At 60.6% G+C, this 25,970-nt stretch carries 25 protein-coding genes; 13 read left to right on the top strand and 12 right to left on the bottom strand.

Annotated features, from left to right (window positions below; translation table 11 throughout):
• Window positions 1-4: 4 nt before the first annotated feature.
• Window positions 5-1,981: a DNA topoisomerase IV subunit B gene (gene parE, locus AMC99_RS05535; RefSeq protein ID WP_061923880.1), complete on the bottom strand. Its 1,977-nt coding sequence runs from the start codon at window positions 1,979-1,981 to the stop codon at window positions 5-7.
• A 69-nt stretch (window positions 1,982-2,050) separates the two neighbouring features.
• Window positions 2,051-3,217 (bottom strand): penicillin-binding protein activator, encoded by a 1,167-nt coding sequence (locus AMC99_RS05540; protein WP_061923883.1) that lies wholly within the window; start codon window positions 3,215-3,217, stop codon window positions 2,051-2,053.
• Window positions 3,218-3,255: 38 nt separating this feature from the next.
• Between AMC99_RS05540 and rsmI the strand changes: the two genes are divergently transcribed.
• From rsmI to AMC99_RS05560, 4 genes are read left to right on the top strand one after another with little or no spacing between them, the layout of a single operon-like run.
• Window positions 3,256-4,116, top strand: a complete 861-nt coding sequence (gene rsmI / locus AMC99_RS05545) for a 16S rRNA (cytidine(1402)-2'-O)-methyltransferase (protein ID WP_061923887.1) — start codon at window positions 3,256-3,258, stop codon at window positions 4,114-4,116.
• Window positions 4,113-4,463: a YraN family protein gene (locus AMC99_RS05550; protein WP_061923889.1), complete on the top strand. Its 351-nt coding sequence runs from the start codon at window positions 4,113-4,115 to the stop codon at window positions 4,461-4,463. Before rsmI ends, AMC99_RS05550 begins: the two co-directional genes overlap by 4 nt.
• 33 nt (window positions 4,464-4,496) lie before the next feature.
• Window positions 4,497-5,453, top strand: a complete 957-nt coding sequence (gshB, locus tag AMC99_RS05555) for a glutathione synthase (RefSeq protein WP_061923892.1) — start codon at window positions 4,497-4,499, stop codon at window positions 5,451-5,453.
• A 23-nt stretch (window positions 5,454-5,476) separates the two neighbouring features.
• Window positions 5,477-6,088, top strand: a complete 612-nt coding sequence (locus tag AMC99_RS05560) for a DedA family protein (RefSeq protein WP_061923893.1) — start codon at window positions 5,477-5,479, stop codon at window positions 6,086-6,088.
• On the opposite strand, the gene AMC99_RS05565 is transcribed toward AMC99_RS05560, so the two are convergent.
• Both AMC99_RS05565 and hemW read right to left on the bottom strand, forming a co-directional pair.
• Window positions 6,085-6,987 (bottom strand): tyrosine recombinase XerC, encoded by a 903-nt coding sequence (locus tag AMC99_RS05565; RefSeq protein WP_061923896.1) that lies wholly within the window; start codon window positions 6,985-6,987, stop codon window positions 6,085-6,087. The two genes, AMC99_RS05560 and AMC99_RS05565, sit on opposite strands and share 4 nt — an antisense overlap.
• Window positions 6,984-8,135, bottom strand: coding sequence for a radical SAM family heme chaperone HemW (gene hemW / locus AMC99_RS05570; protein ID WP_061923899.1), 1,152 nt, complete (start codon window positions 8,133-8,135; stop codon window positions 6,984-6,986). The genes AMC99_RS05565 and hemW overlap by 4 nt, the downstream gene beginning before the upstream one ends.
• A 180-nt stretch (window positions 8,136-8,315) precedes the next feature.
• On the opposite strand from hemW, the gene AMC99_RS05575 reads away from it, so the two are divergent.
• On the top strand, window positions 8,316-8,858 hold the full coding sequence (locus AMC99_RS05575; protein ID WP_061923902.1) for a CAP family protein: 543 nt from the start codon (window positions 8,316-8,318) through the stop codon (window positions 8,856-8,858).
• Here the strand turns inward: AMC99_RS05575 and rdgB are convergent, their stop codons facing one another.
• Both rdgB and rph read right to left on the bottom strand, forming a co-directional pair.
• On the bottom strand, window positions 8,859-9,494 hold the full coding sequence (rdgB, locus tag AMC99_RS05580) for an RdgB/HAM1 family non-canonical purine NTP pyrophosphatase (RefSeq protein ID WP_061923904.1): 636 nt from the start codon (window positions 9,492-9,494) through the stop codon (window positions 8,859-8,861).
• The gene (rph, locus tag AMC99_RS05585) at window positions 9,491-10,204 is read right to left on the bottom strand and encodes a ribonuclease PH (protein WP_061923906.1); all 714 of its coding nucleotides are present in this window, start codon (window positions 10,202-10,204) and stop codon (window positions 9,491-9,493) included. The genes rdgB and rph overlap by 4 nt, the downstream gene beginning before the upstream one ends.
• Before the next feature lie 82 nt (window positions 10,205-10,286).
• Between rph and hrcA the strand changes: the two genes are divergently transcribed.
• Together hrcA and AMC99_RS05595 are read left to right on the top strand one after the other, a co-directional pair.
• Window positions 10,287-11,330 carry a heat-inducible transcriptional repressor HrcA gene (gene hrcA, locus AMC99_RS05590; RefSeq protein ID WP_061923908.1) on the top strand — a complete coding sequence of 348 codons (1,044 nt, stop codon included), beginning with the start codon at window positions 10,287-10,289 and terminating at the stop codon, window positions 11,328-11,330.
• 17 nt (window positions 11,331-11,347) lie between these two features.
• Window positions 11,348-11,935, top strand: coding sequence for a nucleotide exchange factor GrpE (locus AMC99_RS05595; RefSeq protein ID WP_061927762.1), 588 nt, complete (start codon window positions 11,348-11,350; stop codon window positions 11,933-11,935).
• A 62-nt stretch (window positions 11,936-11,997) separates the two neighbouring features.
• On the opposite strand, the gene AMC99_RS05600 is transcribed toward AMC99_RS05595, so the two are convergent.
• The 4 genes from AMC99_RS05600 to AMC99_RS05615 form a co-directional block, all read right to left on the bottom strand.
• Window positions 11,998-13,161, bottom strand: a complete 1,164-nt coding sequence (locus tag AMC99_RS05600) for a PrnB family protein (RefSeq protein ID WP_061923910.1) — start codon at window positions 13,159-13,161, stop codon at window positions 11,998-12,000.
• A 115-nt stretch (window positions 13,162-13,276) separates the two neighbouring features.
• Entirely contained in the window at window positions 13,277-13,765 is a 489-nt protein-coding gene (locus AMC99_RS05605) for a GNAT family N-acetyltransferase (protein WP_061923911.1), read from the bottom strand.
• Window positions 13,762-14,292 carry a vgr related protein gene (locus tag AMC99_RS05610; RefSeq protein ID WP_232301517.1) on the bottom strand — a complete coding sequence of 177 codons (531 nt, stop codon included), beginning with the start codon at window positions 14,290-14,292 and terminating at the stop codon, window positions 13,762-13,764. Before AMC99_RS05610 ends, AMC99_RS05605 begins: the two co-directional genes overlap by 4 nt.
• Window positions 14,289-14,765: a copper chaperone PCu(A)C gene (locus tag AMC99_RS05615; protein ID WP_061923913.1), complete on the bottom strand. Its 477-nt coding sequence runs from the start codon at window positions 14,763-14,765 to the stop codon at window positions 14,289-14,291. Before AMC99_RS05615 ends, AMC99_RS05610 begins: the two co-directional genes overlap by 4 nt.
• Before the next feature lie 167 nt (window positions 14,766-14,932).
• Here AMC99_RS05615 and dnaK point away from each other — a divergent pair, with 167 nt between their 5' ends.
• Entirely contained in the window at window positions 14,933-16,855 is a 1,923-nt protein-coding gene (gene dnaK, locus AMC99_RS05620) for a molecular chaperone DnaK (RefSeq protein ID WP_061923916.1), read from the top strand.
• 75 nt (window positions 16,856-16,930) lie between these two features.
• Entirely contained in the window at window positions 16,931-18,064 is a 1,134-nt protein-coding gene (dnaJ, locus tag AMC99_RS05625) for a molecular chaperone DnaJ (protein WP_061927766.1), read from the top strand.
• 4 nt (window positions 18,065-18,068) lie between these two features.
• Here dnaJ and AMC99_RS05630 read toward each other — a convergent pair whose 3' ends face one another.
• Both AMC99_RS05630 and AMC99_RS05635 read right to left on the bottom strand, forming a co-directional pair.
• The gene (locus AMC99_RS05630) at window positions 18,069-19,403 is read right to left on the bottom strand and encodes a tetratricopeptide repeat protein (RefSeq protein WP_061923918.1); all 1,335 of its coding nucleotides are present in this window, start codon (window positions 19,401-19,403) and stop codon (window positions 18,069-18,071) included.
• A gap of 103 nt (window positions 19,404-19,506) precedes the next feature.
• On the bottom strand, window positions 19,507-21,825 hold the full coding sequence (locus AMC99_RS05635; protein WP_061923921.1) for a patatin-like protein: 2,319 nt from the start codon (window positions 21,823-21,825) through the stop codon (window positions 19,507-19,509).
• Between the two features lie 72 nt (window positions 21,826-21,897).
• Here AMC99_RS05635 and radA point away from each other — a divergent pair, with 72 nt between their 5' ends.
• Genes radA through AMC99_RS05655 form a run of 4 tightly spaced genes read left to right on the top strand, consistent with a single transcriptional unit; the run spans window position 21,898 to window position 25,963 of the window.
• Window positions 21,898-23,265 carry a DNA repair protein RadA gene (radA, locus tag AMC99_RS05640; RefSeq protein ID WP_061923924.1) on the top strand — a complete coding sequence of 456 codons (1,368 nt, stop codon included), beginning with the start codon at window positions 21,898-21,900 and terminating at the stop codon, window positions 23,263-23,265.
• A gap of 26 nt (window positions 23,266-23,291) precedes the next feature.
• Window positions 23,292-23,819, top strand: a complete 528-nt coding sequence (locus AMC99_RS05645) for a CvpA family protein (RefSeq protein WP_061923927.1) — start codon at window positions 23,292-23,294, stop codon at window positions 23,817-23,819.
• A 2-nt stretch (window positions 23,820-23,821) separates the two neighbouring features.
• Entirely contained in the window at window positions 23,822-24,256 is a 435-nt protein-coding gene (locus AMC99_RS05650; RefSeq protein WP_061923930.1) for an iron-sulfur cluster assembly scaffold protein, read from the top strand.
• Between the two features lie 36 nt (window positions 24,257-24,292).
• On the top strand, window positions 24,293-25,963 hold the full coding sequence (locus AMC99_RS05655; protein ID WP_061923933.1) for an MFS transporter: 1,671 nt from the start codon (window positions 24,293-24,295) through the stop codon (window positions 25,961-25,963).
• Window positions 25,964-25,970: the final 7 nt, after the last annotated feature.

The following is a 25,970-nucleotide window of genomic DNA, read 5'->3' on the forward strand; positions in this document are numbered from 1 at the left end:
GGGCCTAGGCGTCGATCAGGTCGCGGTCGATTTCGCCGGCCCGGTTCTGGATGAAATTGAACCGGTGTTCGGGATTGCGCCCCATCAGGCGATCGACCAGATCCTTCACCGCAGCGCGCTGCTCGAATTCCGGCGGCAGCGTAATGCGGATGAGTGACCGGCTTTCCGGGTTCATCGTCGTTTCGCGGAGCTGGCCGGGGTTCATTTCGCCGAGACCCTTGAACCGCGCGACGTCGACCTTCTTGCCCTTGAATACGGTTTCCTCAAGCTCGGCGCGGTGCGCATCGTCACGGGCATAACGGCTCTCTTTGCCGGCAGTCAGGCGATAGAGCGGGGGCTGCGCCAGGAACAGGTGCCCCTTTCGAACGATCTCGGGCATTTCCTGGAAGAAAAACGTCATCAGAAGCGTTGCGATATGCGCACCGTCGACGTCGGCGTCGGTCATGATGATGATGCGGTCGTAACGCAGGTTTTCGGGATCGCATTCCTTGCGCGTGCCGCAGCCCATCGCCAGCGTCAGGTCGGCGATTTCCTGGTTCGCGCGGATTTTGTCGGCCGTGGCCGACGCGACGTTCAGGATCTTGCCACGGATCGGCAGGATTGCCTGCGTCTTGCGGTCACGGGCCTGCTTTGCACTACCACCGGCGCTGTCACCTTCGACGATGAAGAGTTCGGTTTCGCCTTTGCCGTCGCCCGAACAATCGGTCAGCTTGCCGGGCAGGCGCAGCTTCTTGGCATTGGTGGCAGTCTTGCGCTTGATCTCGCGTTCCTGCTTGCGGCGCAGGCGCTCGTCCATCCGCTCCATGACCTGACCCAGCAGCGCCTTCCCGCGCTCCATGTTGTCGGTCAGGAAATGATCGAAGTGGTCGCGCACCGCATTCTCGACGAGACGCGCAGCGTCGGGCGATGTCAGGCGATCCTTGGTCTGCGACTGGAACTGCGGGTCGCGAATGAACACGCTCAGCATCACTTCGGCGCCGGTCATCACGTCGTCGGCGCTGATGTCCTTCGCCTTCTTGGCACCGACCAGTTCGCCGAAAGCCCGCAAAGCCTTGGTCAGTGCAGCGCGCAGGCCCTGCTCATGTGTTCCGCCATCCGGTGTGGGAACCGTATTACAGTACCAGCTGGTCGAGCCATCCGAATAGAGCGGCCAGGCAACGGCCCATTCGACGCGACCCTTGTCCTCGGCAAAATCCTGCCTGCCGGTAAAGGGCTGGCTGGTGACGCATTCGCGCGCGCCGATCTGTTCGGCAAGGTGATCGGCAAGGCCACCGGGAAATTTGAAGACGGCATCTTCCGGCACATCCTCGCTCGCCAGCGACGGTGCGCACTTCCAGCGAATTTCGACCCCTGCGAAGAGGTAGGCCTTGGACCGTGCGAGCTTGAACAGGCGGGCTGGCTTGAATTGCTTGCCTTCGAAGATTTCCGGATCGGGAACAAAGCTGACGGTGGTGCCGCGGCGGTTCGGTGTCGGACCGAGGCTTTCGAGCTTGCCTAGGGTCTGCCCCTTCGAGAACTCCTGCGCGTAAAGCTGGCGGTCGCGTGCGACCTCGACCCTTGTGTGCTCGGACAGCGCATTGACGACAGAAACGCCAACGCCGTGCAGGCCGCCGCTGGTGGCATAGGCCTTGCCCGAGAACTTGCCGCCCGAATGCAGCGTCGACAAAATGACTTCGAGGGTGGACTTGCCGGGAAACTTGGGATGCTCGTCAACCGGAATGCCGCGGCCGTTGTCCGAAATCGTCAGGCGATTGCCTTCTTCGAGGCGCACCTCGATCCGGTTCGCATGGCCTGCGACCGCTTCGTCCATCGCGTTGTCGAGCACTTCGGCGGCGAGATGATGCAGGGCACGGTCGTCAGTGCCGCCGATATACATGCCGGGACGGCGGCGAACAGGCTCAAGCCCCTCGAGGACTTCGATCGAGGAGGCATCGTAGTCGCCGCTCGAGGCGGGCGTACCATCAAACAGGTCATCGGACATGGGCAAGCTATATGGCCTTGCGCGACCCGCTCACAAGCGGGGCCGGCTTGTTATCGTCAACGCTGTGCGTCAGTCGTCGAAACGCGCCGGAGCGGCATCGACGACGACCACGTCGCCATCGCGGATTTCGCGGACTTCCATCGCCCGTTCGACCACCCCGTTACTGCCGAAGCGGAACGGACCGTCGAGGCCGAGGAAGCCGCCGTCTTCACGCAGTTTCGATACGGGGAAATTTCGCCCGACCTTCCAGTCGCGAGCCACGCGCAGGGTCAGCAGGACGGCGTCGTAACCGAGCGTCGAAATCCGGTAGGGGCTGGCCCCGAAGCGTGTCTTGTAGCTGTCGCTGTAACGCTTGTAGCGGCCGTCAGAGACTGCCGAGAACAGCGCGCCGCGCAGCGAACCTGCCCGCGTCAGCGTGCTTTCGCCGCTCCAGAGTTCCGTACCGATCAGGCGCGTCGAGGCGCCGTCGCCCGATTTCAGTTCATCGGCGGCCTGAATAGAGAGCCGCGAACCCTCGGCCAGCAGGACGGTGTCATAGCCGCCACGCTGCTTGAGGCGCTGGGCCGCGCTCACGATCGAGGTGTTGCCGCGGGCATAGCTTTCCGAAGTTGCCAGCGCTCCGCCATAGCTGCGCAGGGCGTTGGTGAGCGCACTCTCGGCGCGCTGGCCGTAATCGCCTTGCGGAAGGATCGCGGCAAACCGCTGTGCACCCCTGCTGCGGGCATACTGCACGCTGCGCTCGATCGACTGTTCGGGGATGTGCCCCATCACGTAAACATCGCCCGAAGCGATGCTGGTGTCGTTCGAGAAGGAAATCAGCGGCACCTTGGCGGCGCGGGCGACAGATACGACCTGCGAGACATTGTCCGCGAGCATCGGGCCAAGGATCAGCCGGTTGCCGTCGGCAATCGCCTTTTCCGCGGCGCTGCGAGCACCCTGCGCCGTGTCATATGTCGTGATGCGCAAATTGCTGGCATTGGTATCGAGCAGGGCCATCGTGGTCGCATTGGCGATAGACTGGCCAACTGCGCCATTGGTGCCGGACATCGGGACCAGCAGGGCGACGCGGTGGCGCGTTTCATCCGTCGGCAGCGCTGTGGCACTCGGTTCCGGCGTCGGGCCGGTGTCCGGTGTCGTCGCCGGGCCTGCGCCCTTCGGAATGACCTGACAGCCGGCAACCAGAGCGGCCGCACCGGCGGTCATCATCATGCGACGGTTGAAGATTTTCCCGATCATGCTTGCCGACCCCATTTCCCTCGATCAAAAGGCTACGGGTGACCGACACCCGCAAACCTGATCCTGACTTGTCCGAACCTTTGAAACCCGGCCTCTATATCGTGGCGACGCCAATTGGCAATCTTGGCGACATAACGCTCCGTGCGGTCGACATGTTGAGCCGCTGCGGCCGGATCGCGTGCGAAGATACGCGCGTGACCGGGAAACTGCTCAAGCATCTGGGCATTTCCAAGCCCTTGATCCGGTTCGACGATCACGCCAGCGAACAGGCAAGTAGCAAGCTGCTCGAAATGATGGCTGGCGAGGCGATCGTGCTTGTCAGCGATGCGGGCACGCCGCTCATATCGGACCCTGGATACAGGCTGGTGAGAGAAGCCCGGGACAGGGGCATCAGCGTTACATCGTTGCCCGGGCCGTGTGCGGCAATCGTTGGAATGACCCTGTCCGGCCTACCCAGCGACCGTTTCCTTTTTGCAGGTTTCCTGCCGCCAAAGGACAAGGCGCGGCGCGACATGCTGGAGGAACTTGAGAGAGTACCCGCAAGCCTCATCTTCTACGAAACCGGCCCGCGGCTGACGAAGTCGCTGGCTGTGCTTGCCGAGATATGGCCGGATCGCGAAGTCGCGGTCGCTCGCGAATTGACGAAGCTTTACGAGGAATGCCGCACGGGCAGCGCCGCAGACCTGCTCGAACACTACGAGGCCGAACCTCCGAAGGGCGAAATCGTACTCTTGGTCGGGCCACCGGGGACCAGCGGCGAAGAGATCGACCCCGACGAGTTGCTGCGTGAGGCATTGGCCGATCACAAGCCGTCGCAGGCGGCCGCCCTGGTCGCCAAGGCAACCGGGCTCGATCGCAAGGAGCTGTACGCAAGGGCGATGGAGCTCAAGCGCGGGTGACCCGTCAGCGAGCAGAGCAACAGGGACGCCGGGCAGAGCTGTGGGTATCGGCGTGGCTGAGGCTAAAGGGGTGGAAGCGGCTCGCCAGCCGCGTGAAGACCCCTCGCGGTGAGATCGACCTGGTGATGCGCAAATCTGGCATCGTGGTCTTTGTCGAGGTGAAGTGGCGCAAGCGTATAGAAGATCTCGATCACGCAATTGATGCCCACCGCCTGCAACGCGTGGCAGCGGCGGTCGAATGTGTCGCGCACGACTATGTGAGGGAGGGTGACGACATGCGTATCGACGTCGTGCTCCTTGCGCCGGGCGCAATGCCACGCCACATCGTCAACGCCTGGCAACCCTGACCTCCGGCGCCGGAGGGATAAGCGGAGAATTCTATGACCCTGCGTGTCGCCGTTCAGATGGACCCGATCGAGACAATCAAGATCGCGGGGGATTCCTCTTTCGCACTCATGCTCGCAGCGCAGGAGCGCGGCTATGAAGTGTTCGAATATCATGTCGAAAGCCTGACCCTCGACGAAGACGACCGACTTTATGCGCAGGCGTACCCGGTTACGGTCCAACGGGTCGAGGGCGACCATTTCACCAAGGGAGAGGCGCAGCGTCTCGACCTCGGCCGCGATGTCGATGTGGTGCTGATGCGGCAGGATCCGCCTTTCGACATGGGCTATATCACGGCCACGCATTTGCTGGAGCGAATCAAGAGCGAAACGTTGGTCGTCAACGACCCCGAAAGCGTCCGCAATGCGCCGGAAAAGGTCATGGTGCTGGACTATCGCCGCTTCATGCCCCCGACGCTGGTCACCCGCTCTGTCGACGAAGTGAAGCGCTTCATGGCCAAGCATGGTGCGGTCGTGGTGAAACCGATCCACGGTAACGGTGGCAAGGCGATCTTCCGCGTTCCCGCCGATGGCGACAATCTTTCCGCCCTGTTCGAAGTGTTCAACCAGACCTGGCCCGAACCGCACATGGTCCAGCCTTTCCTTCCCGAAGTGGCAGAGGGCGACAAGCGCATCGTCCTGATCGACGGGGAAGTTACCGGGGCTATCAACCGCAAACCGGGCGAGGGCGAGTTCCGCTCCAACCTTGCACAGGGCGGAAGCGCCGAAGCGACCGAGCTGACCGAGCGCGAGCGTGAAATTTGCGATGCGATGGGACCTGAACTCAAGCGCCTCGGCCTGACATTCGTCGGGATCGACGTGATCGGCGGCAAGTACCTGACCGAAATCAACGTGACCTCGCCGACGGGTATCGTCGCCATCGACCGATTCAATGGCACCGACACCCCAGGCAAGATCTGGGACGCGATCGAAGCGAGGTTGGCGAACCTTTAGCCAATACGGACGTTGGTCCGATCATGAACGAATTTATCCTGCAGACGATTGCCCAGGGCGGATACTGGGGGATCTTCCTCCTGATGGCGCTGGAGAACATCTTCCCGCCTATCCCATCGGAAATCATCATGGGCTTCGGCGGCATTCTCGTGGCCCGCGGGCAGATGGATTTCCTGCCTCTATGGCTGATCGGCACGAGCGGCACGGTTGTCGGGAACCTGTTCTGGTACTGGCTGGGCTATCGCTGGCGCGAGCCCCAACTGCGCGCCTTCATCGCACGGCATGGGCGCTGGCTCACTTTCGAATGGCACGAGTTCGAAAGCGCACGCGACCGCTTTCGCAGAAACGGCGACTGGATTGTTTTCTTCCTGCGCTTCTCGCCTTTTCTCCGCACGATCATCTCGTTGCCTGCGGGCCTTGCGAAGATGAAGATGTGGCGTTTCCTCCTCTTCACCTTTCTCGGGTCGCTGGTCTGGAACGGTGCGCTGATCGCGGGTGGCTCGGCACTGTCCGGGCTGATCTCGGAATACGAGGCAGTGGCTGAGTGGGCGATCCTGGCTTTTATCGGCGGCGGGGTGATCTGGTACGTCTATCGCCTGATCGTTTGGGAACCGGTTTCGGCGGAAGCCGACTAGCCCTTTTTCCGTGCCCTTGGATGGGCGGAACGGTAGTTTTCGAGCATCGTGGCCGCGTCGACCTTCGTATAGATCTGTGTCGATCCGAGCGAGGCGTGGCCGAGCAGTTCCTGCAGGCTCCTGAGGTCCGCGCCCGCACCCAGAAGGTGGGTCGCAAAACTGTGGCGCAGCGCGTGCGGGGTCGCCGTGTCGGGCAGACCCAGCATCTTGCGCGCTTTGGCCATCGCCTTCTGCACCATCCCCTGGCTCAAGACCCCTCCCTTTGCCCCGCGGAAAAGCGGTTCTTCAGCGCCGAGGGTGTAGGGGCACTTGGCTGCATATCGGTCAACCGCCTCGCGGGTAATCGGCAGGATCGGAACGATCCGTTGCTTTCCGCCCTTTCCGGTCACCTGGATGACTTCGCCCAAGGGAAGGTTGGCGCCCTTCAGCGACAGCGCCTCTGCAATGCGCAGTCCCGATCCGTATAGCAGCAGCATGACCGCGCGATCGCGTTCGCCGATCCAGTCTGCCACGGCATTGCCTGCGACGAGGTCCGCCATGTTGACGGCATCGTCCGGGGTGACGGGGCGGGGGAGACCTTTCTTGATACGCGGACCGCGCAGCCGCGGGGCCTCGCCATCTCCGTCACCGACCTGTTGCCGTGCGAATGCGATGAAGGATTTGAGCGCGGACAATTCACGCGCCGCCGTCGCATTGCCGATGCCATCAGCCCGCCTGTCGGCAATGAACCGCCTCAGGTCCGGCGCGTCGAGTTTCGCGGCCTGATCCCATTCCTCGATCTCGAGCGATTGGAGCAAGCGTGCCGCACAAGCGGAATATGCCCGCACCGTGTGGTCGCTACGCCGCCGGGAATTGACCAGGTGATCGCGCCATGTGGCAAGGAGATCATGCCTGCTCACGCTTCGACGAGTCCATCGCCGACAACCTGGCCGAGCAGTGCGTCGAGCAGGGGCATCCCCCTCGTCGTGAGGCCGATCCTGCTCCCTTCCTGCCACATCAGGCCAAGGTCGACAAAGAGCGAGAGCTTTTCGCGATCGACCAGCGCATCGGGCGACATTTCGAAACGTGCGGCAAAATTCTCGAGATCGATTCCTTCCATCAATCGCAAGCCGACAAGCAAGGCTTCCGATGCCTGCTCGTTGATGGCCAGGATGCGCTCGTGCTTGGTCCCGTGCCCATGCGCTTCGCAGGCAGTCGGGTAATTCTCTGGCTTCTTGTGTCGCTCTGTGGCCCTGTTCAGTCGCCTTCCATGCGCACCCGGCCCGACGCCGAAATAGTCGCCATATCGCCAGTATGTCAGGTTGTGGCGGCTTTCCTCGCCGGGTCTTGCATGGTTCGAAATTTCGTAGGCAGGCAGGCCCGCGGCCTCGGTCATTTGCTGCGTGAGAGCATACAAATCCGCTGCAGGATCATCGTCCAAGGGATTGAATTTGCCCAATCTTACGTCGGTTTCGAACCGTGTACTCGGCTCGATAGTCAGCTGGTATAGCGAGAGATGGCCGGTTCCGAATCCAAGCGCTTGCTGCAATTCTGCCGCCCATTCGTCGGGTGTCTGGCCGGGTCTTGCATAGATAAGGTCGAAGCTCACCCGGTCGAAAACGCCTTGCGCCGTTTCGAGTGCCGCCAGGGCCTCTCCGGCAGAGTGCAACCGCCCGAGGAATTTCAGGATTTCGTCATCAAGCGACTGGATTCCAAGAGAAACACGATTGACGCCCGCATCCGCCAGCGCCCTGAAATTGGCCGCTTCCACCGAGGACGGATTGGCTTCGAGCGTGATTTCTACGTCGGGGGTGAAACCCCACAGTCGTTCTGCTTCGCCAAGCAATGTGCCGACCAGTTCCGGCGGCATCAGCGATGGCGTGCCTCCGCCGAAGAATATCGAATGGATTGGCTGCTCTGGCGCGAGCAGAGCCTCGTGCTTCAAGTCGGCGATCAGCGCCTTCTCCCACGCGGCCATGTCGACACTTGCGCGAACATGGCTGTTGAAGTCGCAATAAGGGCATTTGCGGGCGCAGAAAGGCCAGTGGATGTAGAGCGCGCGGGTCACGATCCCACCCTATGCGATCACGGGGAGGAAATGCCAATCGCGCAATCGAAAACTGCTCGCCGCAATTGCAAAACGCCCTGGCCAAACCACGACCATTTCTGCGTCAAATGATATGGCAATGTGCGCGTTAACCAGCTTTCTAGGGATGACATTAGGTAGGGATCGCAAGGCTAGGGAGCCATGACGAGGGGTCGGATCATTTCAGCATTCGCTGCTGCAGCCGTTTTGGCTGCGGCCGGTTCAAGCGCAATTGGTGCGGGCGCACCCGGCAACCGGTTTGCCGGCGAGTTGCTCGAGGCGCACAATTCGGAGCGGGTCACCTTTGGCGCGCCGAAGTTGCAGTGGAGCGACAAGCTGGCTGCAGAAGCGCATCAATGGGCCCAGACCCTGGCCCGCGAGGGTCGCATGCGCCACGCAACGAATGACGAGCGGAAAGGCGCGGGCGAAAACCTCTGGATGGGGCCAGCCGGACAATATTCCGCGAGCTTCATGGTCGGGGCTTTCGCCGAGGAGAAACGTCACTTCCGTGAAGGCAAGTTCCCCCACATCTCGCGCACCGGCAACTGGCGCGATGTCGGGCATTACACGCAGGTCGTGTGGCACGGCACGAAGGAAATCGGATGTGCAGTTGCTCGCAACCAGCGCGATGATTTCCTGGTCTGTCGCTACTGGCCTGCCGGCAACACCTACGGCGTCGAGATCAGGCAGCTCGCATCGCGCTGATCAGGCGCCGAATTGCTCGGCCACAAGCTTTGCAAACGCATCGGCCCGGTGGCTGATGGAGTGCTTTTCTGCTGGATCGATTTCGGCAAAGGTCTGCGAGCGGCCCTCGGGCACGAATACAGGATCGTAGCCGAAACCGAGTTCGCCACGCGGCGGCCAGGTCAGCGAGCCCGCACAGGTCCCTTCGTAAACAGCATGCTCACCGTCCGGCCATGCGATCGCAAGTACGCAGTGGAAAGCGGCGCTGCGATCGACGTCGGTACCGATCTGCAGCAACATCCCTTCGACCTTGCCCATCGCCATATACCAGTCGCGGCCCGGAGTGCCTTCGAACCACTGCCGTTCCGCCCAATCGGCGGTGTAAACACCGGGTCGGCCATCGAGAGCATCGACCGACAGGCCGCTGTCATCGGCAAGCGCGGCGAGTCCAGATGCTTCTGCCGCAGCGCGCGCTTTCAGCAAGGCATTCTGTACGAAGGTCGTACCAGTCTCGGCCGGTTCGGGCAGGCCGAGAGAACCCGCGCTGATGCACTTGATCCCGTAAGGGTCGAGCAACGCGGATATCTCTTTCAGCTTGCCTGAATTGTGGGTCGCAATGACGAGCGAACCCGAACCGAGACGCCGCGCCGAGTTCACTTCACCGCGTTCCGCTGTTCGGCAAAGATCCGGTCGCAGCCCATGCGTGCGAGGCGGAGCAGGCGAAGCAGTCCTTCCTCGTCATAGGTTGCGCCTTCTGCTGTCGCCTGGACCTCTGCAATCTGCCCGCCTTCGATGAGGACGAAATTGGCGTCCGCCTCGGCCGAGGAATCTTCCGGATAATCGAGGTCGAGAACAGGTGTGCCGTTGAAAATGCCGCAGCTGATCGCCGCGACCTGACCGGTGATCGGGTCTTCCTTGATCGCGCCCTCAGCCATCAGTTTGTCGATTGCAATGCGCAGGGCGATCCAGGCACCGGTAATGGATGCCGTGCGGGTGCCGCCATCGGCCTGCAGGACGTCGCAATCGAGGGTGATCTGGCGTTCGCCAAGTTTCTTGAGGTCGACCACGGCGCGCAAACTGCGCCCGATCAGGCGCTGGATTTCCTGCGTGCGTCCCGACTGCTTGCCTTTGGCCGCTTCGCGCTGTCCGCGAGTGTGGGTCGATCGCGGCAGCATCGAATACTCGCCCGTTACCCATCCTTCACCCTTGCCGCGAAGCCATGGCGGGATCCGTTCTTCGACGCTCGCATTGCACAGCACGCGCGTGTCGCCAAAGCTGATCAGGCAAGAGCCTTCTGCGTGTTTGGTGAAGCCGGTTTCGATGGTGATAGCGCGCATCTCGTCGGGCGCGCGGCCGGAAGGTCGCATGAATAATCCTTGTTCGATTCGAATTGTCGCGGGTTTGGCCGTGAAGGCTTGAGGCTGCAAGTGCAGTCGCTAGATAAGGTGTATGTCGTTCTTGCCGATTTCCGAACTGACCGAGCGTGCGCGGGATATCTTCCAGCGCGTCGTCGAAGGTTATCTGGAAACAGGCCAACCCGTCGGATCGAAAACGCTGGCAGGTGACCGCGACATAAATCTGTCGCCTGCGTCCATCCGGTCGGTACTAGCCGACCTCGAACAACTCGGCCTGCTCGCGGCGCCGCACACGAGCGCGGGGCGCATGCCGACTGAGACCGGCCTGCGGATTTTCGTCGATGGAATGATGCGCGTTGCCGAACCGACACCGCAGGAACGTGCACAGATCGAAAAACGACTGTCCGAACCGGGTCCGATCGAACAGGCACTCGAGCAGACCAGCGCCATTCTTTCCGATCTTTCGGGCGCTGCTGGCATGGTGATGGTGCCGACACGCGAGCATCGCCTGGCGCAATTCAGCCTTGTGAACCTCGGGCAGGGAAGGGCACTCGCGGTCCTCGTCAGCGAAGATGGTGCGGTAGAGAACCGGGTCGTCGAAATCGACCCGATGGCATCACCGTCGATGCTGGAGCAGGTCAGCAATTATATCACTGCCCGGCTTGCCGGAAGGACGCTCTCGGAAGCTTCTATCGCGATGCGCAGCGAAATCGCAGCGGGTCGGTCGAGACTCGACAAGGCCAGCGCCGACTTGGTTGAAAGGGGCCTTGCCGTCTGGAGCGAAGACGCCGCACGCCGCCCGGTGCTCATCGTCAGGGGGCAGGCAAACCTCCTCGATGAAAGCGCGATGGGCGATATCGAGCGCGTACGTTCCCTTCTCGACGATCTCGAAAACAAGCAGTCGGTCGCGACCTTGCTCGAAAGCGCGCGCGAAGCGGAATCGACGAGAATTTTCATCGGAAGCGAGAACCGGCTGTTCTCTCTTTCGGGCTCATCGGTGATTGCATCACCCTATCGCGACCGCGAGGGCAGGGTGGTTGGAGTGCTCGGCGTTATCGGCCCAACGCGGTTGAATTACGCACGGGTCGTCCCCATGGTGGATTTGACTGCCCGTTCACTGGGCAAGCTTTTCGGATAGCTTTGGATTTTATTGAAATGATCGACAACGACAAGCCGCGCGACGAAGCGGTTGAAAAGGAACGGGACGGCGTGCCGAAGGAATTTCTCGACGGCGACGATGCCGAGACTGCCAATGAAGAAACGAGCGCACTCGACACTGCGCTCGATCGATTGCGCGAAGACCTCGAAGCGGCAAAGCAGGAAGTGCTTTATGCCAAGGCGGAAACGCAGAATGTGCGCCGCCGGCTTGAAAAGGACATGCAGGACGCACGTGCCTATGCCGCGACAGGTTTTGCGCGCGATATCCTGAGCGTGGCGGACAATCTTGCCCGTGCACTGGAGCATGTTCCCGAAACACTGCGCGGCGACGACAAGGCCGATCGTTTCATCCAGGGCATCGAAGCGACCCAGCGCGAGATCGAGAAGGTCTTCGGCCAGCATGGCATCACCCGTGTGGCTTCTGTCGGTCTGCCGCTCGATCCCAACCAGCACCAGGCCATGATGGAAATCCCAAGCAACGATCACGAACCCGGAACCGTCGTGCAGGAAATGCAGTCGGGCTGGATGATCAAGGACCGCCTGCTGCGCCCCGCGATGGTCGGCGTGGCGAAAAAGCCGGACTGACCGGCACTTAGAACCGATTGTTGAAAGGGCGAGACAGTTCAGGCTGCCTCGCCCTTTGCATTTCAGGCGACGACCTGTTCGCGGTTTTCGTCGCGGTGCTTCTTGAGATACTTCATGAATGGCGTACCTCCGGTCCCGACGTCAGGGTCGTTACCGCTGTTCGCGCTCATCTGCTTGTTGATGTAGCTCGCAGCATATTCGAGATGCCGTGTGCGGAAGCGCGCAGACTGCTCGACGCAAGCGTTGAACGCCGATTTCAGTTCTTCATAGGCGCTCGCGCCCACGAAATCTCGGAGCGTCGATTGCGCAGCGAGATCCTCGATGAACCGTCGGTGCTCGACCGGACGGTAATGGTGCAGCTCGTCGAGGAAGCTTCTGAGCGGATCGTCGCTATGACCGACCTGGAACAGCGCATCCATCGCCGGAACGATGCTGGATTGGGAGCCGGTCTGTCCGCGGAAAGCCTGGGGCTTGCCTTCATAGCGATCCATTCCGTCGTAGATCAGACCGCCATCGAGTGCGGGGTTGCTTGCCCACCCGTGGATGTAGGGACGCACCCTGTTGAAATAGATATAGGGGTCGCAGCGTTCGGGCATTCTGGCGAAATGGCCATAAATGCGCTCCCATGCTTCATCCATTTCACGGAGCAGTCGGGTGGCTTCAACCTGATCTGCTTTCCTGGCTACGGTGACCAGTTTGGCCGCGTTGTCCAGCAGAACGCCTGCTTCGGCCTCGATGGCTACGTGGACGAGTACGAACCAGTTTTCGTCCGCTCCGCCAAGGAAGTTCTGATACATTCCGATGTTGTCGAGACTGATCGGCTGCGACTTGTCGAGCCTGTACCAATTGTCGAGCACATAGGCTGAATAGGGGAGCAGGGGTGCCTGGCCCAGCCTGTCGGCAAGCGCGCAGATCGGTCGGGAAAGATTTGCCGGCAGTGAAGCGGGCGGTGTGTCCTCGCCCCAGACATATGCCTGTACGAGGAAGGAATAATGGACCATCGCTGTCCGGACTTCTTCCTCGGATGCGGTCTGTGCCCATTCGGAAAGTTCGGGATCGGGCAGGCGGTCGAGGAAGTGTCTTACGCGGCCGCTCGTCAGAAGGTTCGAAAGGTCGCTTCCTGCAGCGACGATGGGCGCGAAACCTTCAGGGAGGGGGATCTCGTCGATTTCGTAATGCGAAAGATAGCCGCGCTCGCGGCTCATACCGTAGTTTTCAAGCTCCATTGTGTTGACTCGTGGCCGGGCGCGGGTTGGGCCGCCCGGACGGGGCAAGTGGTATCAATTGAAACTTGATGGTCAAGCGATGCTGGTGGATAACCCCGGTCGAACGACGGTTGTCTCAGATCTCGCAAATCATCTGCAGGTTGCATCGCGCATAAGGCGTCTCCCACAGCTCATGTTCGGACAGCGCCCTGAATCCCTTGCGCTCGTAAAGTCGCACGGCCGGACCAAGCGCATCATTGGTCTCAAGCCAGATCCGGTCGGCGCCCAGTTCCCGGGCACGTTCAAACAGCTTGTCGATAACGGCGCCACCAATTCCGCGCCCCTGCGCCTTCGGGGAAGTTGCCATCTTGATGATTTCCATCCAGCAATGACCATCGTCCGGAACGTAGTGCGGCGAAACCAGCGCGCCGGTCCCGACGATCTCCCCATCGAGTTCCGCAACGACGATATAGCCGCCCTGGTCGATAATGTTCTTGCGCGCCTCCAGCAGTTGCTCGCGGTCGCTATCCTCCACGCAGAAGTTCTGTTCGATCCAGGCAAGGTTGAGACCGGCAAAGGCCTTGGCATCCCTGTCCTCGAACGGGCGGTAAATCACTTCGCTCATAACGCTTCGGTCCCAGGAAAATTGACGAGCAGATCGTATGCGGCAGGATCGGATACCCCGGCGATCCTCATGCCATTCCGAAGCAGGAAAGCATGGCGAACGATTTCGGCTTGCTGTTCGACGCCATATCGATCGAGCGACTGCCCGGGCTTCAGGGAATAATCGTAGCGTGACCAGGGCATACGGTTGAGCAGCAGGAACCATTCGCCCCGGGTCTGCACCTGCCACACATGCGTCATCTCATGGATGAAATGCGCTTGTTTGGTCAAAGCGACCCGTGAAAAATCGTCACAATAATTGGCTGACAGCGGATGAAAATGGAGATGACCGCGCGGAGCCATGGTGACTTTCCGTGGTTGGAACGGAAACCACTTTCGGCGCCTGACCGTGACCTTTGCGTAATCTATCGCGGTGCCGAAAACGCTGCGGGCGAGGGTGACCTCGCCCGGCGTCAGAGGTCGCTCCCCGCCAATTGCACAAGCGGGGGCGAAATCGTCACTCGGATTTGATGAAACCTCGTCGATCATTCACTCCCGGCGGACTTGATCTCGGCCGGGAAAGTGAAGGTCTTGCCCCCGATAACGGTTATCGTGACGTCAGCCGTCCCGCCCGGTTTCATCTCGGCGGAGGGGCCCATCACCATCACGTGCTTGCCACCCGGTTCGAACGATACCTTGTCGCCGGGCTGGAGCATCAGCGGGCCCATCTCGGCCATCTGCATTTTGCCTTCCCACTCGCCATAATCGTGCATCATCGAGCTTTCGGCGCCTGCGACTTCTGCCTTGCGCAGCGAAGTGTTGCGATCGCCATCGTAAGCAAGGTCGAAATACACTGCCGCGGGGTTACCATCGACCGCGTTCAGCACCATGCGTGCATTTGTTACGGTCATGCCGGCAACGCCTGCGGGTTCTTCGGCGACGGGAGCTTCCGCCTCGCCGCACGCGGCAAGTACAGTGGTCGATGCAAGCAGGATCGCGGCGGCGGTAATCTTGAATTTCACGTGATGAACTCCCCCAAAAAACACATTCGAAAACTAGTGGCGTGCGTCCCTTGTGCCAAGAGAAACCGCACCTATATCCCAAATGTAATCGAGCTGCCGAACGGTCTTGCCTCTTGAGGGAGGCCAACGAAGCGGCGTCCAACTATTTGAAAGAAGATGGGGAATCCATGGCCAAAGTAATCGGTATCGACCTCGGCACCACCAACTCCTGTGTCGCAGTTATGGATGGCGGCAAGCCAAAGGTAGTCGAGAATTCGGAAGGCGCGCGCACGACGCCTTCGATCGTTGCCTTCACCAAGGATGGCGAGCGCCTTATCGGCCAGCCGGCAAAGCGCCAGGCCGTCACCAATCCCGACAACACGCTGTTTGCCATCAAGCGCCTGATCGGTCGCCGGTTCGACGATCCCATGACCAAGAAGGACATGGAGCTCGTCCCGTACGACATCGTGAAGGGCAAGAATGGCGATGCCTGGGTCGAAGCCGGCGGCGAAGACTACAGCCCCTCGCAGATTTCGGCCTTCATCCTGCAGAAGATGAAGGAAACCGCCGAGAGCTATCTCGGTGAAACGGTGACCCAGGCGGTCATCACCGTTCCCGCATATTTCAACGACGCCCAGCGTCAGGCGACCAAGGACGCCGGCCAGATCGCCGGTCTCGAAGTCCTGCGCATCATCAACGAGCCGACCGCGGCAGCCCTTGCCTATGGCATGGACAAGGAAGACGGCAAGACGATCGCCGTTTACGACCTTGGCGGCGGTACGTTCGACGTTTCCGTGCTGGAAATTGGCGACGGCGTCTTCGAAGTGAAGTCGACCAACGGCGATACCTTCCTTGGCGGTGAAGACTTCGACAGCGCGATTGTTGAATGGCTCGCCGACCAGTTCAAGAAGAAGGAAAACATGGACCTGCGGACCGACAAGCTCGCTCTGCAGCGTCTGAAGGAAGCGGCGGAAAAGGCGAAGATCGAACTTTCGAGCTCGCAGACTACCGAAGTGAACCTGCCCTTCATCACCGCGCGCATGGAAGGCGGCAGCTCGACCCCGCTTCACCTCGTCGAGACGATCAGCCGCTCGGACCTCGAAAAGATGGTCGACAGCCTGATCCAGCGCACGCTCGAGCCTTGCAAGAAGGCTCTGGCCGATGCCGGCGTCAGCAAGGACGAGATCGACGAAGTGATCCTGGTGGGCGGTATGACCCGCATGCCGAAGGTTCGCGAGGTCGTTGAGAAGTTCTTCGGTTCCAAGCCGCACACCGGCGTGAACCCGGACGAAGTCGTTGCGATGGGTGCCGCCATTCAGGCCGGCGTTCTTCAGGGCGACGTCAAGGACGTTCTGCTGCTCGATGTGACCCCGCTTTCGCTGGGTATCGAAACGCTGGGCGGTGTCTTCACCCGCATGATCGATCGCAACACGACGATCCCGACGAAGAAGACGCAGACCTATTCGACCGCTGAAGACAACCAGAACGCCGTTACGATCCGCGTCTTCCAGGGCGAACGCGAAATGGCCGCAGACAACAAGCTGCTTGGCCAGTTCGACCTCGTCGGCATCCCGGCCGCTCCGCGCGGTGTGCCTCAGATCGAAGTCACCTTCGACATCGACGCCAACGGCATCGTCAACGTGTCTGCAAAGGACAAGGGTACGGGCAAGGAACAGCAAATCCGCATCCAGGCATCGGGTGGACTTTCGGAAGCCGATATCGACCAGATGGTCCAGGATGCCGAAAAGTTTGCCGACGAAGACAAGAAGCGCCGCGAGCAGGCGGAAGCGCGCAATCAGGCCGACAGCCTCGTTCACGCAACCGAGAAGCAGCTCGAGGAGCATGGCGACAAGATCGATGCCGACACCAAGTCGGCTGTCGAAACTGCGCTGGCTGAAGCCAAGACCGCACTCGAAGGCGATGATGTCGATGCAATCAATGCGAAGGCTCAGGCGCTGACCGATGCCGCCATGAAGATGGGCCAGCAAATCTACGAGAAGGAGCAGGCTGCTGCTGCTTCCTCGGCTGATGCAGGTGCATCGGATAGCTCGGACGACGAAGAAGTCGTCGATGCCGAGTTCTCGGAAGTCGACGAAGACAACAAGGGCTGATGTCCTGATGGAAACCTGGCCGCCACCAGTGCAACGCGCGCTGGTGGCGGTTAGCGTTTGAGGGACGGGATCATCATGTCTGCTACAGAAATCGATTATTACGAACTGCTCGAAGTTTCGCGTGATGCGGATGGAGCAACAATCAAGAGCGCCTATCGCAAGCTTGCGATGAAGTATCATCCCGACCGCAATCCCGGTTGCGAGGAAAGTGAAGCGCGCTTCAAGGCCATAAGTGCCGCCTATGACTGCCTGAAAGACCCGCAGAAACGGGCCGCTTACGATCGCTTCGGGCACGAGGCGTTCCAGCAGGGAATGGGCGGAGGCGGTGGTCGCGGTCATGCCGGCTCCGATTTCGGCGACATCGGCGACATCTTCGAGACTATTTTCGGACAGGCTTTCGGCGGTGGCGGCGGCGGTCGCCAGCAGCCGCGCCGGGGTGCCGATCTTCGTTACGACATGGAAATCTCGCTCGACGAGGCTTTCCATGGTGAAACGCGCGAAATCGAGATCGAGGTCAGCCAGTCGTGTGAAACCTGTGACGGTTCAGGCGCGACGCCTGGCACTGGCGAGCGGCAGTGCAATCTTTGCGGCGGGCACGGCAAGGTCCGGGCAAAGCAGGGTTTTTTCGTGGTCGAGCGTCCGTGTCCGACCTGCCATGGTCGCGGATCGATCATCGAAGATCCTTGTAACGATTGTCGCGGCGAAGGTCGGGTTGACCTGCCGCAGTCTCTCCAGGTTGATATTCCTGCAGGCGTCGATACCGGGACCCGCATCCGCCTGTCCGGCAAGGGCGAGGCCGGTCCTCGCGGTGCGCCGTCTGGCGACCTCTATATTTTCATCCATGTGAAGCCGCACGCTGTCTTCCAGCGCGAGGGCACAACATTGCTGACCCGTGTTCCGATAAGCTTCACCACGGCTGCGCTCGGCGGCTGCGTGGAAATTCCCGACCTGTCGGGCGAGACCAACAAGGTCGATATTCCCGCAGGCATCCAGTCGGGCCGGCAGTTGCGCGTTCGCGGTGCCGGTATGCCGGTCCTTCAGGGACGCGGCCGAGGCGACCTGGTGGTAGAGATCATGGTCGAAACGCCGACCAAGCTGTCGAAGAAGCAGAAGGAAATCCTTCAGCAGTTTCGCGAAACCGAAACGGGTGACGAATGCCCCGAAAGTCGGGGCTTCTTCGACAAGCTCAAAGACGCTTTCGGCGGTTGATCCCCTAAATCGGTGAAAGTCCCAGCTGCTTCGTGAGTGCGGCAGCGGCGGCTTCCTTGTCCCGGTTTTCCTTGGCTTTCTTGGCCCAGATTTCGGCACGCATGGGATTGGCGGTTCCGCCTATGCCGTCGCGCCAGTATTGTGCCATGACATCTGCGGCATCGCTCGATCCCCGATTCCCGGCAATCTCGAACAAGGAAAAGGCGGTTGCCTCGTTCTTCGGAACGCCGCGACCCGAATAGAACATGCGGGCAAGGTCCAGCGTTGCGCGGGCAGAACCGGCCTCATGCGCGATGTAGAGATACTTCGCACCTAGGTCGAAATCGGGCGGAAACGGATCGCCTGCCACCATGAAGTGACCAAGGCGATAGGCGGCATTGGTGTTGCCCAGATCGGCAAGCTGCGAAGTGTAGCTGATGAACTTTGCCCGGTCTTTCGGATAACCATTGATCACTCCGGTCAGGTAAAGGCGGCTCAGCAGGTCGAGCGCACCCTGTTCCTTGCTCGCGGCAAAGCGTTCGAGGATTGGCCTGGCCTTTGCCGGATCGGCATTCATGAACTTGCTGTCGCCGGTTTCGACGAATTTGCCGTTGCGCAAATCGATCGATTTGGCCCCGTTGACACCATAGATGTATGCATTGGCGAGGAAGGACTGGGCGTCCCAATTGGCTTTCAGGCTGTCCTGGTCGAGCAAGCCAATGGCCTTTTTGACCAGCGCCATCTTTTCGACGTTGTAGGTACTGACTGTGCGATCCTCGATGCCCCGGCGAATCTGCACGTATTCGTTTGAAAAGACGCCTGCGTTTTTCATTGCAGCCGTTTCCGAATGCGTGACCTGTTCGATCAGCTTTGTTTCCGTGCCGCGCGGTCCCTGTTCGCAGATCGAGCAAACGCGCAGGTCACGAGCCATCTTGAAATAGGCGATCGCGCTGTCGGCATCGCCAGCAGCCGCACCCTTCTCGAAAAAGTCGAGAGCATCCATCGGGCCGCCTTCGGGAAGCTGGCCGAGCCGCACCATCTCACCCATGCGGAAAAAGGCCGGGCCGTATCCCTTGCCCATTGCGACCGCGAGGTAGCGGACCTTGACCTCGATCAGGACGATCGAGTTGCCCGAGTACTTCTTGTCGAGGGCATCGACGACCTTGATGATCGAATAGGGATCGCCGCGGTCCGCACTGGTGCGCACGCGCGCCATTTCGCTCGACGTAAGGAAAGCCTCGATATCGGCCTTCAGGTCCTCACGGGTGAAGGTACCGACGTCCTGTGCGCTGGCTGGCACCGCAGCTGCAATCGGGGTGAGAAAAGCTGCGGCGATGGAGATCGCTATAGGTCGTTTCATGTCGGGGAATTCTCGGGTTACTTTGACTGATAGCTCACCCGGTACCGCGAAAATATGCAGTAATTATAGTAATTTTACGACACCTCGGGGGAGTTTTGTATGCTCAACCAAGCCGCCCTTCGACCTCGCTCCGGATTATGTCGATGAAGCGTTGCCGCACACGCTTCTTGTCCGATTCCTCGTCCAGGATGGCGAGGAACAGGTCGCGCTTAAATGCCCGCTTGGCGGTTTCATCGACGCTTTCCTCGACAGTCGAACAGACCAGGTCGATCATGCGTTCGGCCCCGTGCAGGCGGCCCCACAAGTAATCGTTTTCGCGATAGGCGCGGCTGAAGAAGGCCCCGAAATTGTAGAATTCGATCCCTCGCAAGGTCGCGCGTGTTCCGCCCTCGCGGATCGATTTGGCATCGTCCGGAGAAATTCGGTCGACCTTGACCGGATCATATTCCGTCAGGCCCTCGTTTCGCAGCAGCGGCAAGGTCGCAATGTCGTAATACGGGAAGCCGAGATAGGTCAGCAGCATGCGGCGGCGCAGGTTTTTCGGCATTATCTCGAGCGCTTCGGCAAGCATCTCTTCAGCGATGCGATCGGTGTCGGCAAGGCCGCGTTGCTGCTCGATATGATCGAGGAAGCTGGCAGGATCGCCCATCACGTTCCGTGCAAGATCGCGGAACTCGGCACCGAGGCTGCCGGCGGCCTCGTGCTCGTAATAGAGAGCGAGGATCGAATAGATCGCTTCTCTTGCAATATCGAGATCGGCGTCGGGTATCTCCGGGTCTGCTTCCCAGTCACGGGCCAGCCTGCGAACGAGCAAGCGTAGCCTGCGAATGCGGAAACCGACGTCATGCGCGCGGAAGAAAGCGATTGCCTCGTCGCTGGCCCCTCCTGACGGAGCAGACAGGGTCACAAGTCCCCGGCGTTCCAGTTCCGCCCTCAGCACGTCTTCGATTGGTCGCGCATCTGGAAAGCCGAGCTCTGGAGCAGCATCGTAAGCAAGCTGGGACAAGTGTTCGACAATCGCGGTGAACTTGGTCTGGGCGTAGGAGTGAAACGCATATCCCGCGTCCAGCGCCGCCGCCTGCTGCGCTTTTGCCCGCCAGCCGTGCAACCTGCGCGGTGTCGGCCGATCGAAGAAGAGCGTGCGACCGAAAAGCTTGTCGACCGCACGTTCCACTTCCGGTCGCAAGGCATTGACTGTCCGCCGAAGCCTCGCGGCCTCTCGCGATTGATGCTCCAGCGCGTCGAGATTGTCCCTGATCGGCTGTTCGCGGGGGATGATCGAAAGCGATGCGAAGATCGCGTTGAAGAAGCCGACCGGGCGAGATTCTTCGTTGTCCCGCTGCGAACCGAAACGGTCGGGGCGCGGATCGATATAGACAAAGCGGCGATCGACCTCGCGCAGGGCAGGGCGTCCGCTGAGCGCCTCTATCGCTTCACCGAAAGGCTTGTTCACGAGCACGGACCCATCGATCAGCGAGACGCCGGACACGGCCTCATTGCGGTAGTGCACCGGCATGATACGCTGCAGGAATTGCGAGCGCCCCCTCCAGCTTCGTTCCCGCTGTTTGGCCAGGCGGTCGATCTCACCGACCTGAAGCGGGGGGAATGCGCCGGGAAAACTCGCCGTCGCACGTGCCGCAAAAGTCAGTTCAAGCGGATCGGCTAGGTCTATTCCGGTTGACATGGGCGTTCGGGCAGCGAAGCCGATCGGCATCCGGTGTTCGCTTTCCTCCACCACCGGCGGCGAATTCAGGCGGAGCAGTTCAAGGTGCCCGCGAAAGTCTGTTGCAGTCACGAACAGGTCGATCGGATGGTCAGGGGGCAACAAGGGATCGCCGCGCTCGCCGTCGCGCATCGCTATCAGCGCATCATAGAGCAGCTTTGAAAAGCCTATTCCCGAAAACGGGGGCTGGAACCACCGGCCCCTGACAAACCGGGAGACCTTGCGCCTGACTTCCGATCTTGTTTCGGGCGCAACACTTTCGCTCACCGCATTGCCGGGCCTGGTAAACAACCACCAGGCAATCGGCTGGGCCCAGAACTTGGCAAAGCGCCACATCGGCCGCGCATCGGGATCGAGGAGGCGGTCGACATCGGCGTTGTCGAGCCACAGGTCGGTCAGTGGTTCCAGCGAGTTTCCGGAATGGATCGCCTGGGCAAGGAAGACTGCATTTATCCCGCCTGCACTCGAACCGGTGAGTATATCGGGCAGGACCCTCAAACGCAGGCTATGATTGGTTTCGATATGTTCGAGCAGGTTGCGATAAATCTGCTCCACGCCAGAGGAAGGCTGCGATCCGGCGAGGAACCCGCGACTTGCCTTGGCAAGGTGCCAGATCTCTTTCGTGACGCCATGCATGTACACGGCAAGGCTGACGCCGCCGTAGCAGACCAGGGCGAGGCGAAGTTCCTTTTGCCGCATTCCCGTCCTGATGGCGGGGATAAGCGGGAAAGGCAATTGCGTTCCTAAAATGTTCTGGGTATCGCTCGGCCCATGGCGAAACCCAAAAAGCGATATGTCTGCCAGGCTTGCGGCAGCGTAAGTCACCGTTGGCAGGGCCAATGTCCGGACTGTGCCGAGTGGAACACGCTATCGGAAGAGGCACCGGCAACTGTCTTTTCGCAGAAGCACGATTTGTCGAGAGGCGGCCGGTCGATCGAATTCGTCGCGCTGAACCAGCCAAGCGAATTGCCCGTCCGGCGCAAGACCGGCCTTGCAGAATTCGACCGTGCTTTGGGCGGGGGGCTCGTACCGGGATCAGCCGTGCTGATGGGCGGTGATCCCGGCATCGGTAAATCGACCCTGCTTCTCCAGACTGCTGCCAAGATCGCAAATGAAGGCGGCGACGTCGTTTATGTGAGCGGTGAAGAGGCGACGGGGCAGGTCCGTATGCGCGCAGCACGCCTCGGCTTGGCAGAGGCACCCGTGCGGCTGGCATCGGAAACTTCTGTGCGGAATATCCTCACCTCGCTTGGCCAGATGGAAGCTCCCGCCTTGCTGGTCATCGATTCCATCCAGACGATGCATTCGGACACGATCGAAGGCGCGCCTGGCACGGTCAGCCAGGTTCGCGGATGCGCCTTCGAACTGATCCGCTATGCCAAGGAAAACAACGTCGCCCTGGTGCTGGTCGGTCACGTGACGAAGGATGGCAACATCGCCGGCCCCCGCGTGCTCGAACACATGGTCGATGTGGTGATGAGTTTCGAGGGTGAACGCAGCCACCAGTATCGCATTCTCCGCGCACTCAAGAACCGTTTCGGTGCGGTCGATGAGATCGGCGTATTCTCGATGGTTCAGGAAGGGTTGGAAGAAGTCAGCAATCCATCGATGCTGTTCCTTTCGGGGCGCGACCAGCCTCTTGCCGGGAGCGCGGTATTCCCAGCGCTCGAAGGCACGCGGCCTGTGCTGGTCGAAATACAGGCACTGATCGTGCGGCTGCAATCGGGTGCCACTCCGCGCCGTTCGGTCGTGGGTTGGGACAACAGTCGCCTCGCGATGTTGCTTGCAGTGCTCGAATCGCGCTGCGGTCTGAATTTCAGCTCGGCCGAAGTCTATCTCAACGTTGCAGGCGGTTATCGCCTGTCCGATCCTGCGGCGGACCTCGCCGTTGCGGCAGCGCTGGTTTCCGCATTGGCGGACAAGCCATTGCCAGCGCAAAGCGTGTGGTTCGGCGAGATATCGCTCGCGGGCGAAATCCGCCCTGTGGCGCATGGAGGGCTCCGCATAAGGGAGGCTGCAAAGCTCGGCTTTTCGTCCGGTTTCGGCCCGTCCGATACGAAAGCCGGTTCATCTACCCTCAAGTTCAGCGGGCTTACGCAGCTTGCGAACCTCGTTGACCGGGTGATGGGGAGCACCTAGTTGCTTCGTCCAAGGACGGGATCGTTATGTCAGTTTTCGATATCATTGTGCTCATTATCGTGGGTGTCGCCGCGATTGGCGGTTTCCTGCGCGGACTGGTGCAGGAAGTCCTGTCGCTCGCAGCCTGGGTGCTGGCAGCATTCGCCATATATTACCTGCACTCGCCACTGACGGACGGCCTGAAGACCTATCTCGATACCGAGCCGACGGTTTCGATCCTCGCTTTCGCACTCCTCCTTTTGATCCCCTACGCCGCGATGAAGGTCATCGCGAACAATGTGGGTGAGGCTTCGCGCAATTCTATCCTCGGTCCGATCGACCGGATCCTCGGCTTCGGATTCGGCCTGCTCAAAGGCGCGCTGATCGTCGTCTTTGCGTTTTCACTGCTCGTCCTCGGATATGACACGATCTGGGGCGTGGAAGGTCGTCCGAACTGGATCACCACGGCGCGCACCTATCCGTTCGTCGATGCAAGCTCGCGCGATCTCGTGTCCGTGATTGCCGAACGTCGCGCGAAATTGCGTGAAGAAGCGGAAGCGACAGCTGGCGGCTGACGATGCATACCGGCGGCAAGCTTTACACGCCTGAACTCCTGGCGCTCGCCACCAGCCTGTTCAAATATCCGCTGACTTCCGAATTTCCGATTGTCGCGGAGGCGCGATCGCGCACCTGCGGGAGCTCGCTTAAGCTCGGTTTCGCACTGGATGAAGACCGCCGGGTCAAATCGGTCGGCTTGCAGGCTGCGGCCTGTGCGGTCGGACAGGCATCATGCGCCATATTTGCGCAAAATGCGGTCGGGCTAGATCGGTCGGAAATACAGGGCCTCAAAGACCAGATCGAGGCATGGCTGGCAGGGGGGGGCTCTCTCCCGGACTGGCCGCAGATCGAATGTCTTGCGGCCGCGCGAGAGCACGCCGGGCGTCACGGTGCGATCCTCCTACCGTGGAATGCTGCGCTCGATGCGCTTTCCTCCGAACCTGCGACACGATAGAGCAGCGGCAATCAGATACCGGGAGGGGTAGAACCGATGGGGCAAGCGACTGCCGCAGCAATGCGCGAACCGAGCGACAAAGAGATCAGGCTGGTCATTGCCGCCAGTTCGGCGGGCACGGTGTTTGAATGGTACGATTTCTTCATCTACGGGACGCTCGCCGGGCTGATCGGCGCTGCGTTCTTCCCCAGCGATAACAAGACCCTCGAAACCCTGCTCGTCTGGGCCGGTTTTGCCGTGGGTTTTGGCTTCCGCCCCTTGGGCGCAATCCTGTTCGGTTTCCTCGGCGACAAGCTTGGGCGGAAATACACATTCCTCGTGACGGTGACGCTCATGGGCATCGCCACTGCGGGTGTCGGGTTGATCCCCAGCGCAGCGACGATCGGAATTGCAGCGCCCCTGATCGTCATTTGCCTGCGCATCCTTCAGGGGCTGGCGCTGGGCGGTGAATACGGTGGCGCGGCGATCTATGTCGCCGAACATGCGCCTCCGGAAAAGCGCGGGTTCTATACCAGTTTCATCCAGGCGAGCGTGGTCGGCGGCTTCGTGCTTTCGATCCTGGTCGTGCTTGCTTGCCGAGCTTTGATCCCTGCCGAAGATTTCGCTGAATGGGGCTGGCGGATCCCGTTCCTCCTGTCGCTGATCCTGCTCGGCATTTCCTTGTGGATGCGCCTGAAACTTTCTGAAAGCCCGGTTTTCCAGGCGATGAAGGAAGCAGGCGAAACATCGGGCAATCCGTTCAAGGAAAGCATGACCTATCCCGGCAATCCGAAGCGCATCTTCGTTGCCCTGTTCGGGATCACCGGCGTCCTGACTACGATCTGGTACACGGCGTTCTTCTCTAGCCTCAGTTTCCTGCGCGGACCGATGCGCATGGATGAAAGCCTGGTCGAATGGATCATGCTGATCGCCGGCGCGCTTTCGATGGGTTTCTACATCATCGTCGGGAAGTGGTCTGACCGCGTCGGCCGCAAAAAGCCGATCATCATCGGTGCACTGGCGTCGCTCGCGCTGTTGTTCCCGATCTTCTGGGGTATGGGTAGCCTCGCCAATCCCGGCCTCGTCGAAAGCTCAAAAGCGGCGCCTGTCGTCGTTTCAGGCCCTGCATGCGAGTACGACCCATTCGCAGAAGTCCAGGCGAGCCAGTGCGGCCGGGTGCTTCAGGACCTGACCGCCCTTGGCGTTCCCTATGACATCGACGCACAGGAATGCGGCCCCACGGCGGAATGCGTTGCCGCTCCGATGATCATCGGCGACCAGCTTTACGTCTATGATGGCCTTAGCAATGAGAACCGCCGCGATACGATCAAGGGCTGGCTCGAGGATAATGGCTACGATTTCGATAAGCAGAATCCGCCTCTCATGAACGTCCTCGGCATCATCGCATTGCTGATGGTGTGCGGCGTGCTGTCGGCGCTGACCTATGGTTCGGTAGCTGCGCTGCTAAGCGAAATGTTCCCGGCGCGCATCCGCTACAGCTCCATGTCGATCCCCTACCACATCGGCGCGGGCTATCTCGGCGGGTTCCTCCCGCTCATCGCGAGCTATATCGTCGCGATGACCGGCAATGCCTATTCCGGCCTGTGGTACACGATGACGGTCGTCGGTTTTGGCGTAATTGTGGCGTGGTGGGGCATTCCCGGTGGTCCGCCGAGCGATTTCGAGGATAGCCACCAAGACCCTCCGGCATCCCCGGTACTTCCGTGATCGAGAT

Source organism: Altererythrobacter epoxidivorans, from assembly GCF_001281485.1.
GTDB classification, from domain to species: domain Bacteria; phylum Pseudomonadota; class Alphaproteobacteria; order Sphingomonadales; family Sphingomonadaceae; genus Erythrobacter; species Erythrobacter epoxidivorans.

Excerpts from the sequence above, each read along its gene's own strand:
- parE (WP_061923880.1), bottom strand. The coding sequence starts at position 1,981 with ATGTCCGATGACCTGTTTGATGGTACGCCCGCCTCGAGCGGCGACTAC.
- AMC99_RS05540 (WP_061923883.1), bottom strand. The coding sequence starts at position 3,217 with ATGATCGGGAAAATCTTCAACCGTCGCATGATGATGACCGCCGGTGCG.
- gshB (WP_061923892.1), top strand. The coding sequence starts at position 4,497 with ATGACCCTGCGTGTCGCCGTTCAGATGGACCCGATCGAGACAATCAAG.
- AMC99_RS05560 (WP_061923893.1), top strand. The coding sequence starts at position 5,477 with ATGAACGAATTTATCCTGCAGACGATTGCCCAGGGCGGATACTGGGGG.
- AMC99_RS05575 (WP_061923902.1), top strand. The coding sequence starts at position 8,316 with ATGACGAGGGGTCGGATCATTTCAGCATTCGCTGCTGCAGCCGTTTTG.
- rph (WP_061923906.1), bottom strand. The coding sequence starts at position 10,204 with ATGCGACCTTCCGGCCGCGCGCCCGACGAGATGCGCGCTATCACCATC.
- hrcA (WP_061923908.1), top strand. The coding sequence starts at position 10,287 with ATGTCGTTCTTGCCGATTTCCGAACTGACCGAGCGTGCGCGGGATATC.
- AMC99_RS05595 (WP_061927762.1), top strand. The coding sequence starts at position 11,348 with ATGATCGACAACGACAAGCCGCGCGACGAAGCGGTTGAAAAGGAACGG.
- AMC99_RS05600 (WP_061923910.1), bottom strand. The coding sequence starts at position 13,161 with ATGGAGCTTGAAAACTACGGTATGAGCCGCGAGCGCGGCTATCTTTCG.
- AMC99_RS05605 (WP_061923911.1), bottom strand. The coding sequence starts at position 13,765 with ATGAGCGAAGTGATTTACCGCCCGTTCGAGGACAGGGATGCCAAGGCC.
- AMC99_RS05610 (WP_232301517.1), bottom strand. The coding sequence starts at position 14,292 with ATGATCGACGAGGTTTCATCAAATCCGAGTGACGATTTCGCCCCCGCT.
- dnaK (WP_061923916.1), top strand. The coding sequence starts at position 14,933 with ATGGCCAAAGTAATCGGTATCGACCTCGGCACCACCAACTCCTGTGTC.
- dnaJ (WP_061927766.1), top strand. The coding sequence starts at position 16,931 with ATGTCTGCTACAGAAATCGATTATTACGAACTGCTCGAAGTTTCGCGT.
- AMC99_RS05630 (WP_061923918.1), bottom strand. The coding sequence starts at position 19,403 with ATGAAACGACCTATAGCGATCTCCATCGCCGCAGCTTTTCTCACCCCG.
- AMC99_RS05635 (WP_061923921.1), bottom strand. The coding sequence starts at position 21,825 with ATGCGGCAAAAGGAACTTCGCCTCGCCCTGGTCTGCTACGGCGGCGTC.
- radA (WP_061923924.1), top strand. The coding sequence starts at position 21,898 with ATGGCGAAACCCAAAAAGCGATATGTCTGCCAGGCTTGCGGCAGCGTA.
- AMC99_RS05645 (WP_061923927.1), top strand. The coding sequence starts at position 23,292 with ATGTCAGTTTTCGATATCATTGTGCTCATTATCGTGGGTGTCGCCGCG.
- AMC99_RS05650 (WP_061923930.1), top strand. The coding sequence starts at position 23,822 with ATGCATACCGGCGGCAAGCTTTACACGCCTGAACTCCTGGCGCTCGCC.
- AMC99_RS05655 (WP_061923933.1), top strand. The coding sequence starts at position 24,293 with ATGGGGCAAGCGACTGCCGCAGCAATGCGCGAACCGAGCGACAAAGAG.